25 protein-coding genes are annotated in these 25751 nt (G+C 60.2%); 15 read left to right on the forward strand and 10 right to left on the reverse strand.

Going from position 1 to position 25751, the window contains the following annotated elements; translation table 11 throughout:
- Positions 1–44 precede the first annotated feature (44 nt).
- Entirely contained in the window at positions 45–641 is a 597-nt protein-coding gene (locus IPM54_42120; GenBank protein ID MBK9266371.1) for a hypothetical protein, read from the forward strand.
- Positions 642–689: 48 nt separating this feature from the next.
- Here the strand turns inward: IPM54_42120 and IPM54_42125 are convergent, their stop codons facing one another.
- Together IPM54_42125 and IPM54_42130 are read right to left on the reverse strand one after the other, a co-directional pair.
- Complete coding sequence (locus IPM54_42125) at positions 690–1010, reverse strand: hypothetical protein (GenBank protein MBK9266372.1); 321 nt, start codon at positions 1008–1010, stop codon at positions 690–692.
- 94 nt (positions 1011–1104) lie between these two features.
- On the reverse strand, positions 1105–1695 hold the full coding sequence (locus IPM54_42130) for a hypothetical protein (protein ID MBK9266373.1): 591 nt from the start codon (positions 1693–1695) through the stop codon (positions 1105–1107).
- 685 nt (positions 1696–2380) lie between these two features.
- Between IPM54_42130 and IPM54_42135 the strand changes: the two genes are divergently transcribed.
- Complete coding sequence (locus IPM54_42135; GenBank protein MBK9266374.1) at positions 2381–5203, forward strand: NACHT domain-containing protein; 2823 nt, start codon at positions 2381–2383, stop codon at positions 5201–5203.
- A gap of 250 nt (positions 5204–5453) precedes the next feature.
- Here the strand turns inward: IPM54_42135 and IPM54_42140 are convergent, their stop codons facing one another.
- Complete coding sequence (locus IPM54_42140) at positions 5454–6236, reverse strand: hypothetical protein (GenBank protein ID MBK9266375.1); 783 nt, start codon at positions 6234–6236, stop codon at positions 5454–5456.
- Positions 6237–6299: 63 nt separating this feature from the next.
- A complete protein-coding gene (locus IPM54_42145) occupies positions 6300–7298 on the reverse strand; it encodes a hypothetical protein (GenBank protein MBK9266376.1) in 999 nt (332 codons plus the stop codon).
- 193 nt (positions 7299–7491) lie between these two features.
- Here IPM54_42145 and IPM54_42150 point away from each other — a divergent pair, with 193 nt between their 5' ends.
- Positions 7492–8187, forward strand: a complete 696-nt coding sequence (locus IPM54_42150) for a hypothetical protein (protein MBK9266377.1) — start codon at positions 7492–7494, stop codon at positions 8185–8187.
- 96 nt (positions 8188–8283) lie between these two features.
- Here IPM54_42150 and IPM54_42155 read toward each other — a convergent pair whose 3' ends face one another.
- The 3 genes from IPM54_42155 to IPM54_42165 all read right to left on the reverse strand — a co-directional run bounded on the left by IPM54_42155 (position 8284) and on the right by IPM54_42165 (position 13219).
- A complete protein-coding gene (locus IPM54_42155; protein ID MBK9266378.1) occupies positions 8284–9660 on the reverse strand; it encodes a hypothetical protein in 1377 nt (458 codons plus the stop codon).
- 240 nt (positions 9661–9900) lie between these two features.
- Positions 9901–11730 (reverse strand): AAA family ATPase, encoded by a 1830-nt coding sequence (locus tag IPM54_42160; GenBank protein ID MBK9266379.1) that lies wholly within the window; start codon positions 11728–11730, stop codon positions 9901–9903.
- Between the two features lie 202 nt (positions 11731–11932).
- Positions 11933–13219, reverse strand: coding sequence for a radical SAM protein (locus IPM54_42165; GenBank protein MBK9266380.1), 1287 nt, complete (start codon positions 13217–13219; stop codon positions 11933–11935).
- A gap of 86 nt (positions 13220–13305) precedes the next feature.
- Between IPM54_42165 and IPM54_42170 the strand changes: the two genes are divergently transcribed.
- Positions 13306–13671 carry a hypothetical protein gene (locus tag IPM54_42170; GenBank protein ID MBK9266381.1) on the forward strand — a complete coding sequence of 122 codons (366 nt, stop codon included), beginning with the start codon at positions 13306–13308 and terminating at the stop codon, positions 13669–13671.
- Positions 13672–13713: 42 nt separating this feature from the next.
- On the opposite strand, the gene IPM54_42175 is transcribed toward IPM54_42170, so the two are convergent.
- Positions 13714–14673 carry a hypothetical protein gene (locus IPM54_42175; GenBank protein MBK9266382.1) on the reverse strand — a complete coding sequence of 320 codons (960 nt, stop codon included), beginning with the start codon at positions 14671–14673 and terminating at the stop codon, positions 13714–13716.
- Between the two features lie 100 nt (positions 14674–14773).
- Complete coding sequence (locus IPM54_42180; GenBank protein MBK9266383.1) at positions 14774–17713, reverse strand: thrombospondin type 3 repeat-containing protein; 2940 nt, start codon at positions 17711–17713, stop codon at positions 14774–14776.
- A 163-nt stretch (positions 17714–17876) separates the two neighbouring features.
- Here IPM54_42180 and IPM54_42185 point away from each other — a divergent pair, with 163 nt between their 5' ends.
- From IPM54_42185 to IPM54_42215, 7 genes are all read left to right on the forward strand, one after another.
- The gene (locus IPM54_42185) at positions 17877–18386 is read left to right on the forward strand and encodes a universal stress protein (GenBank protein MBK9266384.1); all 510 of its coding nucleotides are present in this window, start codon (positions 17877–17879) and stop codon (positions 18384–18386) included.
- Positions 18387–18399: 13 nt separating this feature from the next.
- Positions 18400–19842: a glycosyltransferase gene (locus tag IPM54_42190; GenBank protein ID MBK9266385.1), complete on the forward strand. Its 1443-nt coding sequence runs from the start codon at positions 18400–18402 to the stop codon at positions 19840–19842.
- 59 nt (positions 19843–19901) lie between these two features.
- Positions 19902–20342, forward strand: coding sequence for a hypothetical protein (locus IPM54_42195; GenBank protein ID MBK9266386.1), 441 nt, complete (start codon positions 19902–19904; stop codon positions 20340–20342).
- A gap of 45 nt (positions 20343–20387) precedes the next feature.
- Positions 20388–21482 carry an Rpn family recombination-promoting nuclease/putative transposase gene (locus tag IPM54_42200; GenBank protein MBK9266387.1) on the forward strand — a complete coding sequence of 365 codons (1095 nt, stop codon included), beginning with the start codon at positions 20388–20390 and terminating at the stop codon, positions 21480–21482.
- 319 nt (positions 21483–21801) lie between these two features.
- A complete protein-coding gene (locus IPM54_42205) occupies positions 21802–22029 on the forward strand; it encodes a hypothetical protein (protein MBK9266388.1) in 228 nt (75 codons plus the stop codon).
- Positions 22030–22140: 111 nt separating this feature from the next.
- The gene (locus IPM54_42210) at positions 22141–22611 is read left to right on the forward strand and encodes a type II toxin-antitoxin system VapC family toxin (GenBank protein MBK9266389.1); all 471 of its coding nucleotides are present in this window, start codon (positions 22141–22143) and stop codon (positions 22609–22611) included.
- Positions 22612–22616: 5 nt separating this feature from the next.
- The gene (locus IPM54_42215; protein MBK9266390.1) at positions 22617–22796 is read left to right on the forward strand and encodes a hypothetical protein; all 180 of its coding nucleotides are present in this window, start codon (positions 22617–22619) and stop codon (positions 22794–22796) included.
- An 18-nt stretch (positions 22797–22814) separates the two neighbouring features.
- On the opposite strand, the gene IPM54_42220 is transcribed toward IPM54_42215, so the two are convergent.
- Complete coding sequence (locus IPM54_42220; GenBank protein ID MBK9266391.1) at positions 22815–23087, reverse strand: hypothetical protein; 273 nt, start codon at positions 23085–23087, stop codon at positions 22815–22817.
- Between the two features lie 364 nt (positions 23088–23451).
- Between IPM54_42220 and IPM54_42225 the strand changes: the two genes are divergently transcribed.
- The 4 genes from IPM54_42225 (at position 23452) to IPM54_42240 (ending at position 25675) form a co-directional block, all read left to right on the forward strand.
- Positions 23452–24198, forward strand: a complete 747-nt coding sequence (locus tag IPM54_42225; protein ID MBK9266392.1) for a hypothetical protein — start codon at positions 23452–23454, stop codon at positions 24196–24198.
- A gap of 78 nt (positions 24199–24276) precedes the next feature.
- Positions 24277–24513, forward strand: a complete 237-nt coding sequence (locus IPM54_42230; protein MBK9266393.1) for a hypothetical protein — start codon at positions 24277–24279, stop codon at positions 24511–24513.
- Positions 24514–24662: 149 nt separating this feature from the next.
- The gene (locus IPM54_42235; GenBank protein MBK9266394.1) at positions 24663–25403 is read left to right on the forward strand and encodes an Rpn family recombination-promoting nuclease/putative transposase; all 741 of its coding nucleotides are present in this window, start codon (positions 24663–24665) and stop codon (positions 25401–25403) included.
- Between the two features lie 17 nt (positions 25404–25420).
- Positions 25421–25675, forward strand: a complete 255-nt coding sequence (locus tag IPM54_42240; protein MBK9266395.1) for a hypothetical protein — start codon at positions 25421–25423, stop codon at positions 25673–25675.
- The last annotated feature ends 76 nt before the right edge of the window (positions 25676–25751 follow it).

The raw sequence follows: 25751 nt of genomic DNA on the forward strand, positions 1-25751 counted from the left end.
CGAAAGCACGTTGTGGTACAATCCCCGATGGAGCTTCGAACACCATGCGTAACCTAGCTTTTTCGTCGTTGCCGCGTGCCCTTGTCCTTGCGCTCGTCGCCCTCTGCGCCGGCGGCTGCGGGCCGGTGGTCGTCGTCGAGGGTACGCTGGATCCTGACGGCAATCCGCCGCATCCGCCGGTGGATCTCACCCCGCCACCATGCGACCGCCCGGCAATCGATGGAACGGACGACCTCGATCCGTTCGATCGTCTCGTGTACGGATTTGCCGGACATTATCGTGGAATGGCGAATCCGCCTGCAATGTGGGGCCAATACGATGAATACCCCGTCGACATCCACTTTGCCGCGGACGGGCATTACAAAGCTGAATGCCTTTGGGAGGATTGCACTGCATTCTATTATGGGAGCAACAACGACGTTCCGCAGAAAACGTACGAGGTCGACGACATGCTCGATGATGGAACCGGCGTTGCGTCGATCCGCATTTCATTCGACGATACGGGCGGTTCCGTGACGACGGGGACGCTGCGGGAAATTGTCGTCAGCGAGGATTTCGAGCACCTCACGTTCGAGTTTTACCCGACGTGGCTCGGGATGAAAGGCCCTATCTTGTACGACTTGAAGTGCACGGTGCCTTGATGTGCATGCTGTGGCCGGCGCGCTTTGGACCGTGTCGTCGTTCCTTGCTCAAGGGCCGAATTCGTCGTAAATGCTGGGGCTGCACGTGCCCCACATGGCGTTACAGCCGGTAAACCCAAGGCTCTTGCAATCGATTTTATCGATGCGACCCGCATTGCACAATACGACGCTGTCCCCTTCGCACGCAGGCTTCAGGTCGTAACATTCGCTCGCCAGTCCGCAAAAGCTGGTACCATTGACGGTTTGGCAGGTAAATCCATCCGCGAGCAGGCCACAATCGAGCTCGTGTTCGGCATCGTTCACACGTCCGAGCGTGCCAGGGATGCTGTCGTCGAATACCCGTGGTCGCCGGTGTTGCGCGGAGTGCATGGGGACCTGCTCCGCGCGGCGCCAAATGAATTCGTGCCGCAAACCAACCCCAATCTGCAGTGGGACCATCGACTCGCCGACCTTCGTGGGGGTGTCATTGTTGCACGGGGGGGGCCGTGGGGGTGGCATTCCCGGTGATTTCGCTGTGGAACACGTCCAGCCCGATTGCGCGCAATCGATCGTGAAATGCATACCGTCGTCGCACACGGTCCACGTATCGCCATTGCACGCAGGCGAGCACACGGACAAATCCATATCGACCTTCACGAGCATTTTCCGGCCGCCGCGCCGCCCATGGCCAGCTTCCGTGAGGTTCCAGTGCTCTCCGGCGTTGGAAGCTTCGCGTGGTGTACATGCGGTTCAAATGGCGAGCGATGCCGTCGTCCGGCACGCAGCTACCAATGATGATCGCCGCCTTGACGGCTTCGTTCGGATCTTTGGGGCCAGGAGGATCGGCCAAAGGATTGCCCACATTCGATCCCGCTCCACCACCGCCAGCACCCGCGCTACCCGCCCCGCACTGCCGGGCAGGCTGCCCCGTAGCGCGGCGCGGCAGATCCGCCCGTCGTTCCTTGCGTTTGCGGATCGCTCCCGCACGCAGCCAAAAAAAGCCCCGCTCCCAACAGACTCGCCGCGATGAAAGTCGCTCGATGAAGCATGATGCAAACTCCTTGATGGTGTGCATCCGCCTGTATAGCAACGACGGTGCCAATACGGAATGAGGATGATTGGCGAGGATACGAAGCGAAGACGCAATCGACGTCACAGATTGGCGGTTTTGATTGGATCGTACGAGCCAATTTGGGTGGCTCGGTCGAGCCGCGATCAATCCTGCGCCAAGTTGCACCAAGGAATGGGCGACTCTGTTCGTACGGGAGCCGTTTGCAACGCTTGCAAACGGCTGTCTGCATGTCCGGGAACCACTTGGAAGCGTTGCAAACGTCTGTTGGACGTGCAGGAGACGATTTCTCGCGCGTTGCAAACGCCTCGCTGCACGTCCGAGAACCACTTGGAAGCGTGGAAAGCGCCAGCGGGACAGTCAGAATGCCGTTTGTACGCGTGGAAAAGCATACCGCATTACAACAGATTGCCGCGCGCAAGCTTTGCAAACGGTTCCGGGACGCGCAGAGAGGGGATTTCCAGGCGTGCGGACAGCAGGAAGGAATGTGGACGTGGGGTTGCTAGATTGGGTAAGAACGCCACGGATGCCGGGGAAATATCAAGTGCGCCAACAATGATGAAACGAGGCCTGCCGATGATTTTTCCTCTGCTCATGCTGTTTTCAAGTATACATCGTTCAGCACCTTTGTGAAATCGCTTTTCAAGACAGCCGCGCGGGAGTAGCATGCGCTCCGAAAAACGAGGGTACGATGGCATTCGCCGCTGACGAAGCGATCATGGGTTGGGTGTTCGAGTTGGTGCTCGAGGCCGTCAAGGCGCGGGTCGAGTACACGAGCGAAAGCTATTTCGTCCGGTTGCGGATCAACAATCAGATCCAAAATGCCGTCGCCCAGGTCGTGGAACCGTTATTGCCATTCTTCCAGCACGAAGGGTTGGATGAAAGGCGGCAACAATTGCTCGTCGAAACGTGCGTCCGGGAAATGCGTGAGCTGCTCCAGGAGCCGGCGAAGTTGTTCCAGGCGTCGCTCGATGGCGCCAAGCTGTTCCAACAGTTCTATGCTGGCCGAAGTTACCCCGAGGAGATCCGGGACGAACGTTTGGACGGCATCTATGAGCGCTTGGGCCCTCAGATTGGGAGCTTGCTTTGCGAGATTCCCCTTGTCGTTGGGGAATGGAAGCGTGAGAAGTGGCGTGAAGATTATCGGCGGCTTGATGAAATAGCCCTCCAGTTGCGGAGATTTTTCGAAGAGTTCGATGCCCAGAACAAGGCCGCGGCCAAAGATTCCGATGATGTCCTGCGACGACTACGCCAGGCGCAGGAGCTGCGTGTGCGCATGCAAGTGGACCTGGCGGGCCTACGCGCGGAGCAACCACTGGTTGGAAAATTGGCGCAAATGTTCGTTCATCCCGAGCTAACGTCTGTCGTACAGCCGCAAAAAGGCTCGAAAGAAGACGGCCCAACCGTCCTACGTTTGGCAAACGAAACCGAAGCGCTTGCTTATTTTCTGCGCAACTATCGACGAGCGGTGCTGGTTGGACCACCTGGTTCGGGAAAGTCCACATGGACGAAATGGCTACAAGCCCGAGCGTTGGGTGAAAAGTGGCACGGTGCGGCCCTTCGGATCGAATTGCGTCGACTCGCCAAGGGAAGATTGCCTTCGTACATGGATCTGCTGCGGGAAGAAGCAGGACCGAACCTGGCGGAAGAACTGGACACCAATCGCATACGAGGCTGGGTGAATGCGGGGCGGGTCGTCTTTTTACTCGATGGCTTTGATGAATTGCCGCTCGACCGACGTGACGATCTCCAACAATGGATCCACGGGCTGAGCGACGCAGTGGGACGCTGCCCCATGATCGTGACGTCGCGACCGCTCACGTCGAATCATATTGATAGCTTTAGGTCGCAGTGGGAGCGCTTCGACGTCAACGAATTCGATATCAAACGAATCGTCGATTATATCCAGGCCTGGTACACCCATGCCCCAAAACTCGCCGATGCCGAGCGCACCGTCGATGCGCAAGCGCTCGCAACTACGTGGCAGCAAGACCCGACCTTGAAACCGTTGACCGGCAATCCTCTACTGCTGTCGACGCTGCTGGTCGTTCATCATCACGACGGTCAGTTGCCGAGCGGACGGGCCAAACTCTACGCGCGTTATGTCGATGGAATGCTGGGTGGTTGGGACACCCGTCGCGAAGTCGAGGTTGATCGCTTCAAGCTCGCCACGGAGCAGAAGCGACGAATTCTCCGGCGGCTCGCCTTGAGAATGCATCTCGACAGCCAAGATCAACTTGAAGAAGAGCCGGCTCAAATAACGACAAACAAGGCCCTCGAGGACTTCCGCATTCCAGCAGACGCGGCCATCGTCCTCGACGAATTGCGTGAACGCAGTGGACTGCTGATTGGACCAGGGGTGTACAACTTCGCGCACAAAAGCATTGGTGAGTTTCTCGTCGCTGAAACCATCGTGGAAGCGAACGAACGCGACAGCGCGGAATGCCGCATTGACCGCATGATGCTTTACAAGCATCGGCACGAAGATCGCTGGATGGCGGTCCTGTTTTTCTGGGCCGGCCTCGCACCCGCAGGCGAGGTGGAAGATTTCATCCAGACATGCATGAAGAACGCCGATTGGGAAAACCTCCTGTTGGCAATGAGCTTGGTGGATGATCAAGGTGATCGGCTTTCGCCCAATTTGAAGGGCCGCTTGATCGATGCCTTCGTCGAGAGGTCCCAATCGAGTAGCATCGAGAAGTACTTGTTAGAAACGAGCTCGTGGACTTGGACTGCGGGCAGACGAGATTGGCAAGTCGAAATGCCGAAGCTACCATTGCACAGTTTACGCGGCCGGGATGCGGTGATCGTTGCAGGTGATTGGCACGAGGCGGGCCATTTCGTATGGGACCAGGTACGCCAGGCGCAAGGGCGTGTTCATTACATGTTTTGGTTCGTGTGCGCACCCGACCCGCAAAGCATTCGAGAGTGGCAGCAGCTTCTTTGCGAAGCGCCACTACCCTCGCAAGGGATCCTCTCGCCATCGGAACCCACCTCGCGGTGGATCGTGCCCCTTTATCGCCAGCTTCAATTGAATTTCAAAAAGCGCGCTCTGCCGATTGGCGACGTCATTTCAATCTACCACCAAGTCGTTCCACCCTCAGAACATGTCGTCCCGTTGCTGTTGATGCTGCTGGTGCTGGAAGCGGACGCAGGGATGAAACGGTTTAAGCATTCCAATCACCTTTTGGACCAAAAAACGGCTCAGTTGCGCGGTACGCTCGAATTGGCTGTGGAATACCTCGATATGGGCCTAAACGATACTTGGCTTGCCATGACCACATCGTTTCCCATCGCAATGCCGGTAGGCTATACGCGCGCTGGGGTTGATATTCTGCAAGAATGTCTCGACATCATTGCCGCGCGTATCGCCGACGGCACCGTTGAGTCATCCGCGGATATCAGCAAGGTCACCTCCACGCTCGAGCAGATGATCGCTCGTCGCACGGAGATCCTGGCCAACGGCGCCTCTCCGTCACCCACCGCGGATAGCAGCGGACAGTCCTCGCAATGAAGTCGCTCCACTTCACAGCGATCGCTTCACGGGATTACGCCTCTCGACTTGCGCAACAGGTGCACGAGCGTCGGCGGCCGTTCGTTGCGTCACTCCACGCTGCCAAACGCGCGATGGCTCGTCGGGGCCTGGGGAGCTCTTCGACAATGGGCGCGGACCGAACTCAAGCCTCGTCACTGTCTGGCAATTCGTCGGGCCCGGGCTCGCGAAGCTTATTGAGAAACAATAATGGGTTTGCCCGTTACCTCGGCTACTCGGGAATCTCCGGCGACCCGGGCCAAGTGATGCCCACCTCCTGAAGCCTGCGCTGGACGGCGAGCAATCGCTTCGGGGCGGGCTCGCGGACGAGGAGCGTCGCGAGCTCGTCCGGCGTGAGCTCCGTGGGGCCTTTCAGCCTCCGATCGACCACCGAGTCAATGATCGCGTGGATCGGCGCGGCTGCCGGCTCGTCGGAGTGGAAGTGGATTTCGTCACCACACGCACGCGGCAGGCGGCCGTCCCAGAGCAAGCCCCACGCGGCCAGCTTGGTGACGCCCCAAACCGGCGGCATCAGCTCGTCGAGGTGGAAGAGCGTGCCGCCCGCGCGATCGCCGTAGAGCCAGAAGCCGATGCCCGCCAATTTCTCCCCATGATCCGGCCCCACGTCGAGCATGCCGACGGCCATCACGAATGCAGGCTCCAGCTCCTCGGGGAGCTCCGGCACGGCCACGCGCACGTCGTCCGGGCCACCGGTCACCGCATTGACCGACAGGCCAAGCTGCTCGATCGGACCTTGCCAGGCCTCGAGGGCGAGGCCCACGACGCCCGCCTCGGTCCACGCCACCACCTCATAGCCCCCCTCTCCGTCGTCGTTGCGGAGGGCGCCCCGCTCGAGGTCGCCTGTCCAAAAAGGCAAGTCGACGACTGGCGACCCCAGGCAACTCGGGATTCGCGCGAAGAAGCATTCGACATAGGCACGCAGCGCGGCGCGCACGATGGCGTCTCGGTCGAAGACGAGTGGGTGTTTGAAGCCCGGGATGGTCCATTCGAGCATCAACGTCGCCTAGACCGCGTTGGTCTCGGCGTCAACGGGCGCGACCAACGTGCACCCGCCACGTCACGGCGTGTACGGCGCAAGCTTGTTGACCCAATCCACCTCCTCCTTCGACGGGTACTTGTACCAGAAAAACCTGTTGAGCTTCCGCGAGATGACCACCGCGTTTGTATTTGAGTTCGTGCCCCAACGGCAACCGCGCAGGTCCGCCGCACGCACCTCGTGGTGCACCTGCACAGCCTTTGCGAGATCTGGAGACCCGTCTATGAGCTCGGTTTCCTCGGTGCAAATTGGCTTGTCCTTTTCGTTACAAGGCCACGTGAAGCCCGCGAAATCGGAGTGAATCTTGCCACCGTGCGCTTTTTTGTTGATTTCGAGGATTCGCTCCCTCTGCACGACCCCGTCGATTCTGTAGCAGCGGAACTCTTTCCCCGGTAAAACCTTGGACGGCTCGGGCAAGTTGCGGTACGGGCCGTTGATCGCCGTCGGAACGCCATCGACATCGATGAGCGACGTTTCCAGGGGCGCGTCCTGATACGTGATGTCGATCTTGATTGCGGGATCCGGACCGACTTGGCGCCACCAATCCTTCGTGCCCTTGACTTGCTGGCAGTTGTAGGTCTTGTCGTACTCCGCCGCACCGAAGACGTCTGGGACCAACACGCCATCTTCACATGCTTTCAGCGGATCCTTGTAGAAGCAGTCGAACGTATTGCTCACGGACACATAGCAAGCCGAGCCAAACGCCGCCTTGTACTTGGCGCGTAACGCCGGGTTCATGGTATCTCCCAGGAGCTGGATGCGGTAACGCTTGCACTGCTGGATAAACATGTCCGAGCATTCGAGCGGCTCACGTGGAATTGGCGGGCTCGAACCGAGAGACGCGCGCTCGTTCGGCGGGAACGTCCCCTTGACCGCCAACGCAGATTCGCCTAGCGGTTCCGGTGGATCCACGCCCGGACCAACCGACCCCGGCTCGCTCGGCGCGCACGCACCCGCCATCCCTACCCCAACGAAGCCCAATACCAACACGCCCAGCATGGCTGCGCGACGTCTCGTCATTGTTTGCATGAATTGCAGAATCGCGGGTCGACCAACTGAGCGGCAAGGGAAAACGCAATATGCGGCACGCAACCGGCGCGAAGAAACGCTGCGAGCATCTCATGCCACGCAGCTTGTCGACCTGCGATTTTCTTGGCCAGCGTCCTCATCCCTTGTTACGCTGCGTCCAACCCTTGACAACGAGGCACCCACCATGTCCGCAATTCGCAAAATCACGGCCGACATGCCACTCGACGATGACGAAGACGAAGTGTTTTTCACGCGAGCCACGATAAAGGCTGATCCCAATGCTGCCGATCTGTTGCCCATGACGGACGATTGGCTCGGGCTCATCGATGCAGCTCGTGCAAAAGATCGCCAGGCTCGCATTGCGGAAACCGATGCCACCGCCGCGCGCGTCGTCTCCAATTTCCATTTCGACCGCGCTTGCACCGCGTTCGGCGACGACCTCTACTTGGCCGTCGGCAAGAATCGCGAATCGCCGCGCTGGACCCAATTCTTCTCCGTCGCGGTCAGCCGATTCATCAAAATACGCTTCGACAAGCAAGTGCAAAAAGTCAAAAGCTGGCTCGGTCCCGACGTCAACGATGCCACGCTCGACAAACACCGCACACCTCTGACCACGTGGTCCAATGCGGCGGCTGCATCCATCGATCAAACCACGAGCGCGGCCATGGTTCGCGGCGCCGCACGCATCGCGCGCGAGCAATTGGCCGAAGACCTCACGCGCGAACGCGACGGGCTTTACGATGCCTTGTCGGCTCGCGCTCGCGAAAAAGGCCTTCCGCGTGATTGGCCCAAACAATTCTTCCGCGTGACCACTCGAAAAACAGCCAGCGGCGGAGACGACGACGGGGAAGACGTCGAACAATCCGGCTCCGGCACCTGATTGCTCGCGAGAATCCGCCAATCCGCTCGTACAGGAGCCCTTTGCCCCCCCATCGAGCGGCAGCTCGCACGCGCGTGACCACCGCTCGAACGTGGGCTACTTGCCGTACTCGAACGTGCAGCGCGTGATGGGCTGCGCAATGTCCGCTAAAACATACAGGTAGTACGTCTTGCCCGTCTCGAGCGGCGCGGGCGCACCATCCAACGGAAATGCCTGGCTCGTGCCCGCAGGGAGCTCACCATATCGAAGCTGACCCGACCGCACCGACTTGCCATCGGGCGGTACGTCGAGCCGCCAAATGGTTCCCGTCGGCAAATCCAAATTCGGCGGGACGCCGGGATTCCGAGTGCCAGGCTCGAGGACATACACGTAGCGCGCGCCGCCGCCTGTCCAAGTCATCGTGTAGTCAGGGGCGATCTTTTCTCCCTCCGCGCAAGCAGTGGGCTCGTATTGGTCCATTGCGTAAAACGGCTGCGGTACCGGATCGAACTTCGCCCATGCATCCGGCGTCGAGCCGCGATGAGCCAATTCATTTTCGAAAAACTTCCGCATGCGCTCCGGATCGGTGGTCGGAATGCCCGTCTTCGAGCGGTCGAAGCCATTGTTTTCATGGGGAGGGTATGCGCCGAGCAGCGAAGAATCCAAAAATCCACCGGCAAAGGCCAAGCCGTACGTCGAAAACGTCGATATCCAATTGTCCTTCGCGTCGATGTCCCATACCGATGCCCCCTTGGGCGTGATGCTGTCCTGATGACAACAAACACACGCAGACGCCTCGACCTGCTCCTTGACCCATCCAAGCTCGGCGACATAGCTGGGATCCTGCAATCGAGTATCCGGCTTTTCCGGCGGAGGCGCCGGCGGCGCGGGGTGATAGGGGCGCTGCGTACGTACCGCCTCGCAGGAGCCATAATCGGCAAAATGCCGGCCCGGCTCGGTACAGCCGCTGATCATGGACCATGTGCAAACCTTGCCATCATCACCGGCGCCCGCAGGCTCACCGGGCAAGGGATCGCGGCATTCGAGCGCCGCTGGCGTAAAGAATGGCCCGGTCTCTTCGACGTCCGCCGCCGCACCACCACAAACCTCGGCCGGAACGAAGATGCCGCCTCCAAAAAGCTCGCAGCCGCGTTCACTGCTGCCGCATTTGCCAGGATCGCTACCGGGGATCACCACCCGGACCACCCGGTCGCTCGTTTCCGTGAGAATGCAGGCGCCAAGCACCGACGTGTATTCGCATGCTGCCCCCGCCTCGAATGTAGCTTCCCACTCCTTGCAGTTGCTGCTCGCCGCATCGTCGGTCCACCCATCACCGCGAAATTCGCGGCACTCCTCGGCAGCCGAGAAGCTGTTCGTGTAGATGCACCGCCCCGCGATCGTGTCGGGAATGTCCGGGTTCCCCGTGCGATCGCAAGCCGACACACATGGAATCAACGCCAGAACGAGGGAGAAAGGTGCTGCTGTTCGGATCATGCCCCAAGTATATACAAAGCTTGTACACATGGCAAGGAAAAATCGGAAGATTGGACAAAGATCCTACGCGTGAGCGCACCTCACCCCCCCAGCCGGGTTAGGGGGTGAGGCGCGACTCGGCATCAAGCCGAAGTGCAACAGGAGTACTGGCCTCGATGCAGCTCAACCCACAATGGGCAACACGTGGGGTTTCACGTCAACGTGGGGATACGCACGGCGTGACGACCGCGCACCTCAACGCTATTTCCGCTGCGCCTTTTTCGCCGCCGCCTTTTTCGCAGCCGCCTTCTTTGCCGGCCGCGGCCATGGCCTGAAAAACACGTCCTTCAACCCGACGAATACCAAAACGCCCGCTTTCAGCTCTCGGCCCAGCGTGAGCGACTCGACGACATCCCGGTCCGCTGCATACTTGTCGATTTGCGCATATCCTTGCTCGATGGCCTTTTCAATCGCAGCTTTCGTCGCTTTCGCCTGCACGTATTTCGCTTCGATGATCCATGAGTATTTGTTCGAGGACCGAGCGTCCGGCACACCGAGCAACAAATCGCAATATCCTTGCCCCATTTCGACTTCGGTTTTCAATCGAAACGTGCGACTCAACGACATATAAGCAAACAACATCAATTTCATCGTTTGCTCGTTGAACGTCATCGTTTCGCGCAGACCCAGCTTTTTCAGCACATGCTCTTGGAAAACATCGAGCAAGCGTTGAATTTCACCCTTGTCCGCCATGACGCGCATCGCTGCCAGCATGTCGTCCACGCTGATGCGAATGTGGTCGTGATCCATCAGGGCGAATGACATGTATTCCCATTGCAGCTCACGCATCACTCGATTTGGAATGACGAGCCTTGCTTCTCCCGTCGGCGGGGCATCTTCGGCGAAGGTCAGCATACCCATGTAATAAAAGAGCGACGCGACTTGTTCGCGACCCAAATTCAACCTCGTCCCGAACTGTTCGACCAGCCGTGCACGAACGGATTCGTTCGTCAGAATTTCTTCGAGCAGCGTCCGTGTATCGGTCTCTTTCTCGCTGGTCGATTTGGCGATCTGATAAAGGCGCCCGTAATCGGTACGGACGTTCAAATCGAGCATGTTGTTCGGGTACACTTCTTCCGAAGCGAGCTGCGCCAAGAAGTAGAGCACGAGCGTCGAATTGTAAAGCCTTTCTGCGGCCCGAGGCGAAAAGCGATAGCCATCGTAATGCCGTTCCAGCGTCGTCAGGAGGACCTGACGATCTCCAACGTGCGGGTCGAGCGCCAAGTGGGGTTTATCTGCGAGGAGCGTGTCGAGGGCATTTTCCACGTCGGTTCGCGTGAAGCCGGCCAAAGCATTGAATTCTTTGCGTTGCGAAATGTGCGAGATGATGTTGAAACCACTCGACAGGTCGTCCAGCATGATCGGCGACACGCCCGTGATGAACGTGCGCGCAATGGTGCTCGTACGCGTGAACGCTTTCAGGCTTGCATAAAAACTGCGCACGAATCCCGTCGATTTGACCAATTCCTGGTAGACGTCGTCGCGCCCGTCCGCGAGGAGCCGATTGCCAAAATGATCGTATTCGTCGATCAGCAAATAGAGATGCTTCCCTGCTCGCTCGAGCGTCTTGAGCAACTGCGTCATGAGCGCGGCCATGTCTTCCGTGTCCGACCACATCACCCCGTCCAATTCGGACAACCCGGGGACGAGCTTGGCGTACCGCGCAGCAAAGCCGTCGACGGCCGCCCTGACCTGCACCGCAAAGCTCGTACAAATCTTTTCGATGGTTCCCGTCGTGTCGACCGGCGAAAAGTCCAGCGTCAACACCAGGTACTTGTTTCTGTTGGGCGTCGGGTTCTCGTGGATCCACAACCCATCAAAAATTTCGTCGAAACGATCGGCCAAGTTGATGTCGTAATAGTTCTCCAGCGTGCTGATCAGGGTCGTCTTGCCAAACCGCCGTGGACGCAAGAAGATGACGTGGTTCCCGCTCGTGGCCTCGAGGTGCGGCAAGAATGGTGTCTTGTCCACATAGAAATAGCCTCGTTTGCGGATGTCGGCGAAGTCGCAGTTGGCGTACGGGATTTTCATGGCTCGACCCTGACCCGGCAACGCTAGCACGATGGAAAGACAAACGCGAGGTGTTCGACCGTATCATTGCGCCGAACTGTGTAGAATGCCACGTAGTTGGAAGGGTTTTAGAATGGATGCACGAAGGCGATAGCAGCCCGCACCCACGGCAGCACGCCCACGCCCGCTCGGTGCAGGCGTAGACGCAGCGCCTGCGCGACCATCAACCCACAATGGGCAATCGTACGCGTGCCCCTGGGGCCGGCGCGGTCATGCCTTCGGCATTCGCGTCGACGAGCGACTCTTCCACAATCTCAAAAAGCCCAAAGTCGTACGGCTCGTTCGGCGCTCGCTCGCGCTGCACGAGCTTTTCGCGAATGCCGCGCCGTTCGAGGGTCTTGACGCGATGATAACAAAATGGATTGTTCCCTCGGCGCCCGAGCGTGCAATGCGCCGTCCACGAACAGCCGCCGTGGCAATTCTCCGCATAATAACACGTCTTGCAAAAGCCCCAAAGCTCGTCCGCGGACCATTCGCGCGTAAAACGCATCGCCTCGCCATCGCGCCAAATGTCGGCGAGCGATTCGCTTCGCACGTTGCCTCCCACGTACGGCGCCGTCGGCAACGAAGGACACGCCTTCACGGTGCCGTCCGATTCGATTCCTATCGTATTGATGCCCGCTCGACAACCCGCCCAATGGGCCTCGGCACCGGACGGATGCGAACGCAATAACATTTCATGCGGGCCAAAATATCCGACGTTGTTCGCTGCAATCACGTCGAAGACCGGGCCCGAGCCGCGATGTTCCGAAAGTGCCTGCCGCTGAATGGCCGCCAGCGAGTCAATCACGGGAACGATTTCCCACGGCTCGAGGATCCATTCCGGGTGGTCCGCCGCGCGCCCCATGGGCACCGTGATCTGCACTTGCCACGCAATCACGCCCCGCTCCCGCAGCTCGCGCGCCATTTCCGGTAGAAGATGCCGATTCAATCGATTGACCTGCGAATTCGCCGTAACCACGAGCCCCACGGAAGCCGCCGCTTCGAGCGCTCGCATGGCCGCCGCATGGCTCCCTCGGTTGCCCCGCAATACATCATGCACGTCGGCCGTTCCGTCGACCGATACCCCAATCGACCACAACCCCGCCTCGCATAGCCCGCGCGCTCGCTCGCGCGTCATCGCTCGCCCGCCCGTCTGCATGCTCACGCGGATGCCCTTATCCGCCAAAAATCGCACGATCGTCAGGATGTCCTCGCGCAAATACGCTTCGCCCCCAATCAACGCAATTTCCCGACAACCAAGCCGCGAAAGCCCTTCGGCCACCTTTAGAATTTCCTCCGTCGAAAGCTCCTCGGGCCGCGCACGCCCCGCACGCGACCCGCAATGCTGGCACGGCTGGTCGCATTTCATCGTCAGCTCCCAAACCGCGTAGAGCGGCTTTGCCGCAGCGCCATCCTCGGCTCGGCGTGCGCGAGGTCTGGTCACGGGACGTTCTTCGGGCTCATGCATCTGCCTACCATAAACGGACGACGGCGCGATGTCGCCACATTTTTCTTTTCTTGACAGGCTCGCCGCACTTCGGCGAAGCTGCCCTCATGGCTCCGAAACTGATTGCTTGTCCTGCTTGCGAATGTCACGCGAAATCCAGCGAATCCACCTGCCCTCACTGCGGCGCGTCGCTGCGCCGTGAAGACAGCCGCATGCCTCGAAGCGCAACCGCCCTCGCCCTGGGCCTCAGCGCCGTCTTGACGGCCGCCGGCTGCGAGCCCGAGGCCATCCCCGTGTACGGCGTCCCCCCCACGACCGGTGCCGGCGGCATAGGCGGACAAGGCGGCGAAGGTGGCGCGGCTGGTCAAGGCGGCGCAGCGGGCCAAGGCGGCGCGGCTGGCGCAGCGGGCCAAGGTGGCCAAGGTGGGATGGGCGGAGGCGGCGGGGGAATGGGCGGTCAAGGCGGCATGTAATGGCTGCGCACGCGCCCCAGCGCATATGAGCTTGCTTCCACGTCACATCTCGGCACCCATTGCTTTTTGAATCTGCGACGCCAGATGCTCGAGAAGCGCCTTGCTCACGCTTGCATCTTCGATGTGGATGTAGAGCTGCGGGTGCGTGTTTACATCTTCCAATAGCCAGTTGCCCGTTCCGAGCATGATCTCTTTTTCGTCGGCGACGATGTATTTCGAATGTGAAAAAATCGTCGGTATGCCGAAGTGCAGATCATGCAGGCCCGCTCGTCGCATTCGCTCGACGGTTGCACGGCTCCGCGCGACATATGGATAAGCAAAGCTCTTGTGCTGATGAACGAGGCCCCGCACCCTCACGCCGCGCCCGTGTGCGCGCACGATGGCCCTTTCGATGTCTCGATGATTGAAAAAATAAATGGAGAAGTCCAACGACCGCTGGGCGCGATCGCAAAGGTCGATGAGCACCAGCTCGAACGCTCCGTCGGCAAGCCACGGCTTTGGCAATTGGATTCCGCCATGTTCGCCGCCGTTCCATTGGTGATCGAAATAGCGCATGAAGCCTTTTGCCACGTCTCGATCATCGATCAATAGATTGGCCTCGCGATTTTTGAGGAGAGATTGGTTCGTGAGATTGGTCGATCCGAAGAAAACGTAGCGCTCGTCGAAGCAAAAACCTTTTGCATGTGTCGAGCCAAAACGAACTTCGATACCCGCGTTCTCCAAGAATTCTCCGGTCATGCGGTTGCGATCGGCCGTTTCGCGAAGGCCCTCGAAAAAGAATCGCATCCGTACGCTCGGGTTCGTCGCCTTCAGTTCGGCAAACTGTTTGGCTATCGCATGGCTCGAGCTTTCACGGCTCGGTCTGCCCGCGGCACTGCCGATCGCGAAAGAAAACGACAGCGCGTCGATCGAGGTATTTGCGTTCGCGACGAGCATTTCGAGAGCGGTCGCATAGTCCTGATCAAGGACGACTTGGATTTTGGGATGAGCTGCGCCCGCCATGGGCTAGGAATAGCACCGCGCAGGCAATGCCCGCATCGGTAGAATCTGGGAGGGGATTTTTCAGAGGGAAGACGTCGGAACGTCGGTCATCTTCGAACGCTCACGCCTTGCGACGGCGCCTGAACAGGCCGAGCAGGAATGCGCCGAATGCGGCCATTGCACCACCACCGACGTCACCCGTCGTCGAAGCGGCTTGGCGACAAGCGCAGCTACCACCTTCGATGATGATACCGTCTGCGTCGCACACATCACCCACGCCATCTATGTCGGCGTCGAGCTGATCCGGATTGGGCGTGCTGGGGCAATTGTCCATGAAGTCCGCAATGCCGTCGTTGTCCTCGTCCGGCGTGTCGCACGCGTCGCCAATGCCGTCCATGTCCGCGTCCGCCTGATCCGCGTTGGGCGTCATCAGGCAGTTGTCGACATCGTCCGCAATGCCGTCGCCATCCGCATCCGGCGTGTCGCACGCATCGCCAATGCCATCCATGTCCGCGTCGGCCTGATCCGCGTTCGGCTCATTGATGCAATTGTCGTCGTCGTCGGGGACGCCGTCCGAATCGGCATCGGCTTCGCACGCGTCGCCAATGCCATCCATGTCAGCGTCGGCCTGGTCCATGTTCGGCACATTGACGCAGTTGTCGTCGTCATCGACGACGCCGTCCATGTCGGTATCGGCTTCGCACGCATCGCCAATGCCATCCATGTCCGTGTCCGCCTGATCCATGTTCGGCACATTGACGCAGTTGTCGTCGTCATCGACGACGCCGTCCATGTCGGTATCGGCTTCGCACGCATCGCCAATGCCATCCATGTCCGTGTCCGCCTGATCCATGTTCGGCACATTGATGCAATTGTCCACGTCGTCGACGATGCCGTCTGAATCGACATCGCCTTCGCACGCGTCACCAACGCCATCCATGTCCATATCGGCCTGGTCCATGTTCGGCTCGTTGACGCAATTGTCGACGTCGTCGATGATGCCATCCATGTCGGTATCGGCTTCGCACGCATCGCCAATGCCATCCATGTCCGTGTCCGCCTGATCCATGTTCGGCGTCATGGGACAGTTGTCGACATCGTCCGCAATGCCATCGTTGTCCGCGTCCGGGATATCGCACGCGTCGCCAATGCCGTCCATGTCCATGTCGGCCTGGTCCATGTTCGGCGTATTGACGCAATTGTCGATGTCGTCAATCACCCCGTCCATGTCGGTATCGGGCTCGCACGCGTTGCCGACGCCGTCCATGTCCGTGTCCGCCTGATCCGGGTTCGGCACATTGATGCAGTTGTCGATGTCGTCGATCACCCCGTCCATATCGGTATCGGCTTCGCACGCATCGCCAATGCCGTCCATGTCCATGTCGGCCTGGTCCATGTTCGGCGTATTGACGCAATTGTCGATGTCGTCGATCACCCCGTCCATATCGGTATCGGCTTCGCACGCGTCGCCAATGCCATCCATGTCCGCGTCAGCTTGATCCGGGTTCGGCACATTGACGCAGTTGTCGTCGCCGTCGATGACGCCGTCGTTATCGCTGTCGATGACCACACAGACGCTCGGCTGCCCCGTACATTGGTAGGTCGCCTCGACCTGACACGCGGCGCTGCAACCATCAGCGTCATTGACGTTCCCGTCGTCGCACCCCTCGCCCATGCCAACGACACCGTCACCGCAACCGGGCAAACGATAGGGATTGTAATAAGCGAAAAGACCCGCTCCCCCGTTGCCAGACACCAGACCAAGCTGGAAGTCGCTGTCTGCGGACACATTGTGCGTCCCACCCATCACATCGAAGCGCACGCGCGACCATTCGGGATGAAGCGGAACGGCGACGATCGCGGGATTCATGATTGGCGCGCCGTCGAGCGTGAGGGTCGAAAGGGAAGCCGTCGGAATCACGACGTTGACGGCGCCGCTCCCAAGCACGTCGAATGCGACATTGATCGGGCCCGTTTGTGCAAACACGACCGGCGGAATGAGCGCGAGGTCGTTTTCACAGATGAGCAGCCCCGCATTCTGGAAAACGTACGCCGGCTGCGACGTCTCGATGAACGTGACGCCCGTGACCGGAATATCGAAGTGCTCGCCCGCATTGATGGTGCCGACGAGCGTGCCATCGACGAAGATGTCGGTGGCATTGGAGTCGGTGACGACGCGGACGCGTTCGCCCGCCGTGGAGGGGTAGTCGTCGACGACGAATTGCGTGCCGAGCAAGTTCGTGGGGACGAGGTGGTCCATGCCGTCGTCGCCGCAGCCCGCGGGAGACCAACCACGTCCGCCCGCTGCAACCGAAACGGGGTTGTCCGACGTGACGAGCGCGCCATCGATATCGAGGCCCGCCACGGTGCGAACCATGTAGGTATCGCCGGCCTGCAGGGTGACCGCATGCGTGAGGCCCGCGATGCCGTCTTGCCAGTAAGGCGCCATCGCGCCAGGCGGAGCCTCGATGGTGATGGTCGCACCGGTCGGGGCAAAGAACGAAAGGAAGTCGTAGTTGGTGCCATCGCCCGCGCCGACGTCGGTATTCAACGCATAACCGCCCGCTCGAAAGCGCGTGCCGAGGCCCACGACGTTGCTCTTCACGGTCGACGACGATTGCCAGAAATCCGCAACGAGTCGCTGATCCACGATCAGATCCGGCGAGCTCGCGACGACCTCGATGCCGCGTTGGTCGACCAAGTTGAAGCCGCTCGTGATGCCTTCGTTCATGCCGAGCGCAACGATGACGGGCGTGCCGCTCGTGACGCTGAACGGTACGGGCGCGCCCCCGTTGACGGCGTACGTACCCGTCACCGTGCCCGATGGCGACGCGAGAACAAAATCCCCAGCGAACCCCTGCGGCGATACGATCGGTTGCGGAAGCAGCGGCGGAGCGTAGTAGCAATACGAGCCGAGCGGGCACGGCGCTGCGTGCGCGGCAACGGCGATGAACGTAGCTCCAAGCGTCGCGAGCGTGGCGACCGCGCGGGCGCGAAGGCGCCGCTTCGGAGCTGCCAAACCGCGGCGAGCGCGGGAGAAATTGAAGTGTGTAGTGGACATGCGCGCGAACCTAACATAAAAGGATGTCGAGGACACAAGAGAAAAAAAGATACCATCCTCACGCAGCGCGAAGACAAATCAGTCTGCACGACGGTGCGCTGCACGGCCGTCCGCGATCACCGAAGGGGCACGCGCATTGCTCCGCCTCGCGTCGGAGCACCGCATGGCACTCATTCGCACGATTCTCGTTCCAATGGACCACTCCGGCGGCTCGATCGCGGCGCTCGAATACGCAAGCTCGCTCGCGGAACTGTGCAGCGCCAAAGTCGACGTGCTGCACGTGCACGACCATGACGACTTCAAAGTGGGCTCCTCCGTGCCGCTTGCTCCAGAAGCGCTACGCGAAGCCGAGCAGCACATGGATGAAGCCATCGCCCGGGCCACGAACCGACTGGGCGATCGCTTGAGGCGCACCACCAAACATGGCGATCCATTGAAAACGATCGTCGAAGCAGCCGGAGAAGGCGACTTCGACCTCATCGTGATGGGCACGTCTGGACGCATCGGGCGGCTGTACATGATTGTCGGAAGCGTCGCTGAAGGCGTCATTCGCAACGCCCCCTGCCCCGTGCTCACCGTGCGCGTTCACGAAGGCGAGGAATCGCTGGCCGAGCGGCTTCGAGGCGGTGCGTCGCTCGCTGACTTGGTCCGAGCGCGACAGGGGGTCCGCTGAGCTCGTCTCGAAAATGAGCTTGGTCAAGGACATTCAAGTCGCGACGCGTTCGCTCGACCGATTCGTTCCCATCGTCGGACGAGCGCCGGTCGACGAGGTGCATCAGGCGGCCGCTTTGCTTGCGCAGCGGCTTGGAGGCCGCGTCATTTGGAACGTCAGCTCGACGGCCGTCGGTGGCGGCGTCGCCGAAATGCTGCAATCGCTCATAGGTTATGCGAGAAGCACGGGTGCCGACGTTCGGTGGCTCGTCATCGAGGGGTCGGACGAATTTTTCCGCATCACGAAGCGTTTGCATCACGCGCTCCATGGCGCGGGCGGCGACGGCTCCGGGCTGGATGATGCCGCGCACGATGTTTACGCCGCGACGCTCGCACGCAATGCAATCGAGCTGCGCGGGCGAATCATGCCGGGCGATGTGGTCCTGCTCCACGATCCGCAAACGGCGGGGCTTGCCCCACCGCTCCTCGCGGCGGGAGCGCACGTGCTCTGGCGCTGCCACATTGGGGCCGACGAAAAGAATGCCGACGTCACGCACGGGTGGCAATTTCTCCATCCCTATTTGGACAATGTCAAAAAAATGATATTTTCGCGCGCTGCGTACGTGCCGGACCGCTATCGTGACGGCCGCGCAGTCGTCATCCAGCCGAGCATCGATATCTTTTCAACCAAAAACATCGATTTCGACGACCACACGATTCGGTCCATCCTGGTGCATGTGGGCCTGATTGAAGGTCCGCTGCCGCCGTCGGCTCATTTGGGTTTCATGCGCAGCGACGATACGCCGAGCCGTGTCGAGCGCCGTGCAGACGTCGTCCAACTCGGGCGTGCGTCGTGTTGGGAAACGCCGCTCGTCGTCCAGGTCTCGCGCTGGGATCCCTTGAAAGACATGGTCGGCGTCCTCCGCGGTTTTGCGGCGCTCGTGCAGGACCACCCCGAGCTCGACGCCGACCTCGTCCTGGCAGGTCCCAACGTACACGCCATTGCCGACGATCCGGAAGGTCCCGTCGTTTTCGCCGAAGTCATGCGTGCATTCTGCGAGCAGCCCCAGGCCGTCCGCGCGCACATTCACCTCGCCATGTTGCCCACGGCCGACGTCGAAGAAAACGCTGCCATCGTCAATGCGCTCCAGCGCCACGCAACCGTCGTCGTGCAAAAAAGCCTGCACGAAGGATTCGGGCTCACGGTGACCGAGGCCATGTGGAAGTCGCGTCCGGTCGTCGCGAGCGCCGTCGGCGGCATCAGGGATCAAATCGAAGATGGCGTGAGCGGCCTGCTCGTGCCCGATCCCACCGATGACCGAGCGTTTGGAAATGCGGTATGCCGGATCCTCAAAGACCCAGCGTTTGCCGGCGAGCTCGGCCGCCGTGCGCACGAGCGTGTGCGGCGGCATTTCCTGGCGCTGCGGCACCTCGTGCAGCTCGGCAATGCCGTCGTGGACCTCGTGGCGCCGAGGTGATGCATAAGCTTGCCAAAAAGCGCAGAATCCCTTACGACCTCTGTTCATACATGAGCCTCATGCATCGGTTTCGGCTCGTTCTGCCCATCCTCGCGTGCTTCGGCGCAGCTTGCGTTCCTTTTCCGCACGACCAACGTGAAGCTCCAGCCATGCAGGGCGTGCTTCTCGTCGACGGCGCTCCGGCGTCCGGGGTTCTCGTCCGCCGCGCCGTCAATGCCGATCGCACCGAGGCGGATTGTCCGGCGGGTTCGGCGGAGACGCGTACCGATGCCGAGGGGCGGTTTTCCTTTCCCAGCACAAGCTATTTTTCAGCATTCATCGTCATGGGCGACCGTTATGATGCTTGGCGAGTCTGTTTCGACAAACCCGATGGCAAGAAAGCCGTTTGGGAGGGTGGAGGATATTGGGGTGGGCCGCCCATTTTGAAGTTGCGTTGCGAAATGGGGGCCGAGGACAAGCCGGAAGCGCCCATTTGCACGGCGACCGAAGTGCGGCGTTGATTCGAATGTTGACGAGCTCGTTCGTTCATGTAAAACCCGCTCGTCATGACGAACGCCAGCGACGAAGCTCCCGACAAACCACAGCCAGCGCTCGAACCGGGCGATGCGACGTCGCCGCACGATGCGCTGTTTTACCGCACCTTTTCCAAGCCCGAGCATGCGGCAGCCGAATTGCGGTGCATTTTCGGCCTCGAGCTCTCGGCGCGCGTCGAATGGAATACGCTCAGACCGCTGTCGCTCAAGTTCGTCGATGCAAAACTCACCGGAAGGTACGCCGACGTTTTGTATGCCGTCAAGATTGGCGGCAAAGAAGCGCTGGTCTACATTCTTTGGGAGCACAAGTCGCACTTCGATCCCTGGACGCCCCTGCAACTACTCGAATACGAAGTGCGCATTTGGCGTTCGTTTCTCGAGGATCCAGCGAACAAAGGGGCAACTCGGTTGCCAGTCATCCTTCCGGTGGTGCTTCACCACAGCGAACGAGGCTGGAGGGGATCGCTCCGATTTCGGGATTTGTTCGATGTCGCGCCGGACGATGCGGATTTGCTCGCTCCGTACATGGTCGATTTCGGATTTTTGCTGGACGACATCAGCAAAGCCGGCGCCGAAGCGATTGATTTGCGTCCGATCACGCCGGAAGGACGCCTCGTCTTGTTTGCGTTGCGGTTTGGCCGGACGCCGAGCAAGTTCTTCGACGAACTGCCCAGGATGGCGCAAGTGCTCGTGGCGGTGTGGAAACAGCCGCACGGAGACCTTGTCTTCGCGACGGTCATCTGGTATTTGAAGACGGTCGGCAAGGTGCCTGAAGCGGAGATACGCATGGCGATGCAACGAACCCTCGAACAACAGGCTGTCGAATACATCCTGCACCCGGAACGATGGCTCGAGCAGCAAGGGATCAAGCAGGGTGAACTCATGGGGGAGCTCATGGGGGAGCTGAGGAGGGAGCTGACGGGGGAGCTGAAGGGTAAACGCAACACCCTGAAGCAACAGCTCGGCGCCCGCTTCGGCGCGCTGCCGCAAGAGGCGCTCGCAAGGATCGACGCAGCGACCGCAAAGGACCTCGACGCCATGGTGCTGCGCGTGCTTACCGCAGACTCGCTCGACGAAGTGCTGGGCACGTCGACCGGCTCCGAGTGAACGCTCTAGCCCTCGCCCATCCACCTTCGCGCACGCAGTTCCACCCTCCCGTACTCCCACCATTCACTCTTCGTCGCGCCGGTCCACGGCCACGTACAATTCTGTTCACTTTCTCACGCCAATTTCCACGCGCCTCTGCTCTCGCCGTTCACTCTTCGTCACGCCGGTCCACGGCCACGTACAAATTTGTTCACTTTCTCACGCCAATTTCAACGCACGTGTGCACCGCGCGGTCACTTTGTTTGCAGGTTTACTCGAAAAGCGTCTTGCTTGTAAAGTCGCTCGCAGCCTAACATCCATTTTCAGGAGACGCGACGCCATGAGCAATCCGGTCGACATCGAAGCTTGTTACAATGCGCATTTGCCCGCGGCCCAAGCCCTGCCCACGACAAGCGTTCTAACGGTACGCCTCGATCCGGACCTGGCGATCGTCAACATCGACACGGCCATGCATGTGCAATGCCATTGCGCATTATTTTCACCCCACCGATTGGGAAGAACGCGTGCCGGCATTGGGTTCGCGACGCGTGGCGAAGAAAAAGAATGAAGCGGGGAATGGGTGAGGGGTGCTCGTCTTGCGGCTTGCGCTGGTTGAGCGCTTCGAGTAGCGTGCGCACGTGCATGGTGCTGGGTTTTGCGCGGAAGCGGATCAGACCAGATGAAGCCCACTTTGTATGTTGAAACGACGATAATCAGCTATCTCACCTCCAGGCCGAGTCATGACCTCGTGCGCGCGGCGCATCAGCAGGTAACGCGAGACTGGTGGGACGCGCGATCGGCATTCGATCTCTACATCTCTCAGTTTGTTCTGGATGAGGCTGGCGCAGGCGACCTCGAGGCATCGCAGCGCCGATTGGCCGCGCTCGAGGGCATCGCTCTGCTCGACGTAGTTTCGGAGGCAAGGCTGCTCGCAGCCGAGATCCTGCGGCTTGGCGGCATGCCGGCGAAGGCGTACGTGGATGCGTTGCATGTCGCGGTTGCGGCGGCACACGGCATCGACTACCTGCTGACGTGGAATTGCAAGCACATCGCGAATCCGGCAATGCGAGGCAAAGTAGAAATGATCTGCAGGGCAACAGGGTTCGAGGCGCCCGTCATTTGTACGCCGGTCGAATTCATGCAAGAGTAGACGCCATGTCGCGAAAAGATCCCATCGTCGAAGAAGTCCACGCGGTGCGAGACGCCATCGCGAAAGAAGCTGGCTACGACCTGGACCAGATCATCGAGGCAGCAAAAGACCGGCAGGCAAAGAGCGGGCGGCCTGTCGTGCGCCTCCCACCGAAGAAGACGGAAAGCGCCAAAAAGGCATCGTGAACGAGTCGAAAGCGACCTTCATGAACCACCCACGAGATGTTCCGCGCGCGCTTCGCGATCCAATCGATGGTCGAACGCTTCCTTGGATAGGACAACGCCGGACTGGCCGTGTGCGATGAGCACACCGTGCCGCTCGACGAGGGTGACGCCAGCGGCAGGGGCAACCTCAGCCGCCTCCGGCAACGTCCCGGAGACATCGGCCGCTACGTCGTGTGTGGCGAGCTCAATGACGCGAAGCCGCTCCGGGACCGGCAAGGAGCGGATCGCAGCTACAAGTTGCTCGATGGTCATGGATGCAGTATGCCACACGCCCCAGCATGGATGCCAGCGTATGCGAGGTGCGGCCCGTGCGTCGTCGCTAGCCAGATGCGGACGAGTGGGAGCCTGACGGCGGTCGGTTCGCGATGGAGCGAGCCTCGATGGTCCCACGAAGATGCGGAAATCCGCTTACCTTCCCGTGCGCAGTTCCACCCTCCCGTACTCCCGCGATTCAATCTTCGTCACGCCGGTCCACGGCCACGTACATTCACTTTCTCACGCCAATTTCCACGCACGTGTGCACCGCGCGGTCACTTTGTTTGCAGGTTGACTCGAAAAGCGTCTTGCTTGTAAAGTCGCTCGCTGCCTAACATCCATTTTCAGGAGACACGACGCCATGAGCAATCCGGTCGACATCGAAGCTTGTTACAATGCGCATTTGCCTGCGGCCCAGGCCCTACCCGCTGCAAACGTGTTGACGGTGCGCCTCGATCCGGACCTGGCCATCGTGAACATCGACACGGCCATGCATGTGTTCGTGGAACATGCGGCTGAAATCCCGGAGCACTTTCCCAAGGTCGATTTGTCGACGTTGAAGGCTCTTCCGGAAATTGCCTTGGCCACCAAGTACGCGGCGCTTCGTGCCGAGCAACAGGTGCCGGCCGAATCGCAGATGGCAGCTAAATTGTCCGAAGCTCGGGCATTGCGCGCCAAGCTTTTGTCCGCGGCCAAAGCTTTGGCAGAAAATGGTCTGCTTCCGCAAGCCGAGGTCGCGGCCATTGCAGCAGGTAGCGGAACGCGCGATCGTGCGGAGGACTGCGTCGCGCTGGCTGCATTGTATCGCAATCATGATGCCACCATTGCGGGAAAGCACCCGATTACCACGGACATGATCGATCAAGCGGCCACCGTGGGTTCGTGGCTCGTGGCGAATCTGCGCCCTGGCAATGCGCCAAGCGTGCCGTCGGCCGGCCCGAGCGCTGCCGTGGATCTGCGCAATCGCTTTGCCACGTTGCTCGTGGATGGGCACCACAAGCTGCAAGCCATTGCGCATTATTTTCACCCCACCGATTGGGAAGAACGCGTGCCGGCATTGGGTTCGCGACGCGTAGCGAAGAAAAAGAATGAAGCGGGGAATGGGTGAGGGGTGATTTGGGCAGGGGCACCCAGCGTGCCGGCTGCTCTGCGCCACGTCAGTGACTTCTGCAAACAGGAGCGTATCATGGCATGGGTGGAAGTGCATGATGAGGTCCAGACCGGCGATGAAGGAGACTGGTCACTTTGTTTTCATCGCTGCACGTATCACTATGACGACGGTAGCAGCGAAGTGGGGTATCGCTTTATTTGGCGAACTCCCGAGGGCAAACTTCAACCGGCGCGCGGCCAAGCACGTATCCCTGATGCGGCGACGCTGCGCGCACTCATCGACCAGGCGCAACGTAAAGGGTGGCTCAGATAGCCACGTGGGACATCCCCGTGGACGATTTTTTGGTTCACACCGGCGAACGCGACACCATCACACGGCAACCGGGTACGTGCAGGCTCCCAAAGCACAAATCCCCCGACGCCCTTGCACGAGCTCGTTCGTTCGAGTAAAACCCGCCCGTCATGACGAACGCCAGCGACGACGATCCCGACAAACCACAGCCAGCGCTCGAACCGGGCGAAGCGACGTCGCCGCACGATGCGCTGTTTTACCGGACCTTTTCCAAGCCCGAGCATGCGGCCGCGGAATTGCGGTGCATTTTCGGGCTCGAGCTTTCAGCGCGCGTCCAATGGGATACGCTCAGGCCGCTGTCGCTCAAGTTCGTCGATGCAAAACTCACCGGAAGATACGCCGACGTTTTGTATGCCGTGAAGATTGGCGGCAAAGAAACGCTGGTCTACATTCTTTGGGAGCACAAGTCTCAGTATGATCCCTGGACGCCGCTGCAACTGCTCGAATATGAAGTGCGCATTTGGCGATCGTTTCTCGAGGATCCAGCGAACAAAGGAGCAACTCGGCTGCCCGTTATCATCCCGGTGGTGCTTCATCACAGCGAACGAGGCTGGAAGGGATCGCTCCGATTTCGGGATTTGTTCGACGTCGCGCCGGAAGACAAGGATTTGCTCGCTCAGTACATGGTCGATTTCGGATTTTTGCTGGACGACATCGGCATAGTCGGCGCCGAAGCGATTGAAAAGCGTCCGATCACGCCGGAAGGACGCCTCGTCTTGTTTGCATTGCGGTTTGGCCGGACGCCGAGCAAGTTCTTCGACGAGCGGCCCAGAATGGCGCAAGTGCTCATGGCGGTGAGGAACAGCCGCACGGGACCTTGTCTTCGCGACGGTCACTGGAGGGGCGGGTAAGCGGAGATACGCATGGCGTGCCGAACCCTCGAACAACAGGCCCGAAATCCGCACCCGGACGGTGGCCAGGCAGGGTCGAGCAGCGGGGTGAGCTGAAGGGTAGACGCAACGCCCTGAAGCAACTGCTCGGTGCCCGTTTCGGCGAGCTGGCGCAAGAGGCGCTCGCAAGGATCGACGCAGCGACCGCAAAGGACCTCGACGCCATGGTGCTGCGCGTGCTTACCGCAAACACGCTCGACGAAGTGCTGGGCGTGTCGACCGGCTCCGAGTGAACGCTCTAGCCCTCGCCCATCCACCTTCTCGCACGCAGTTCCACCCTCCCGTACTCCCACGATTCACTTTTCGTAA

The organism is Polyangiaceae bacterium (assembly GCA_016715885.1).
Classification (GTDB): Bacteria; Myxococcota_A; Polyangia; order Polyangiales; family Polyangiaceae; genus Polyangium.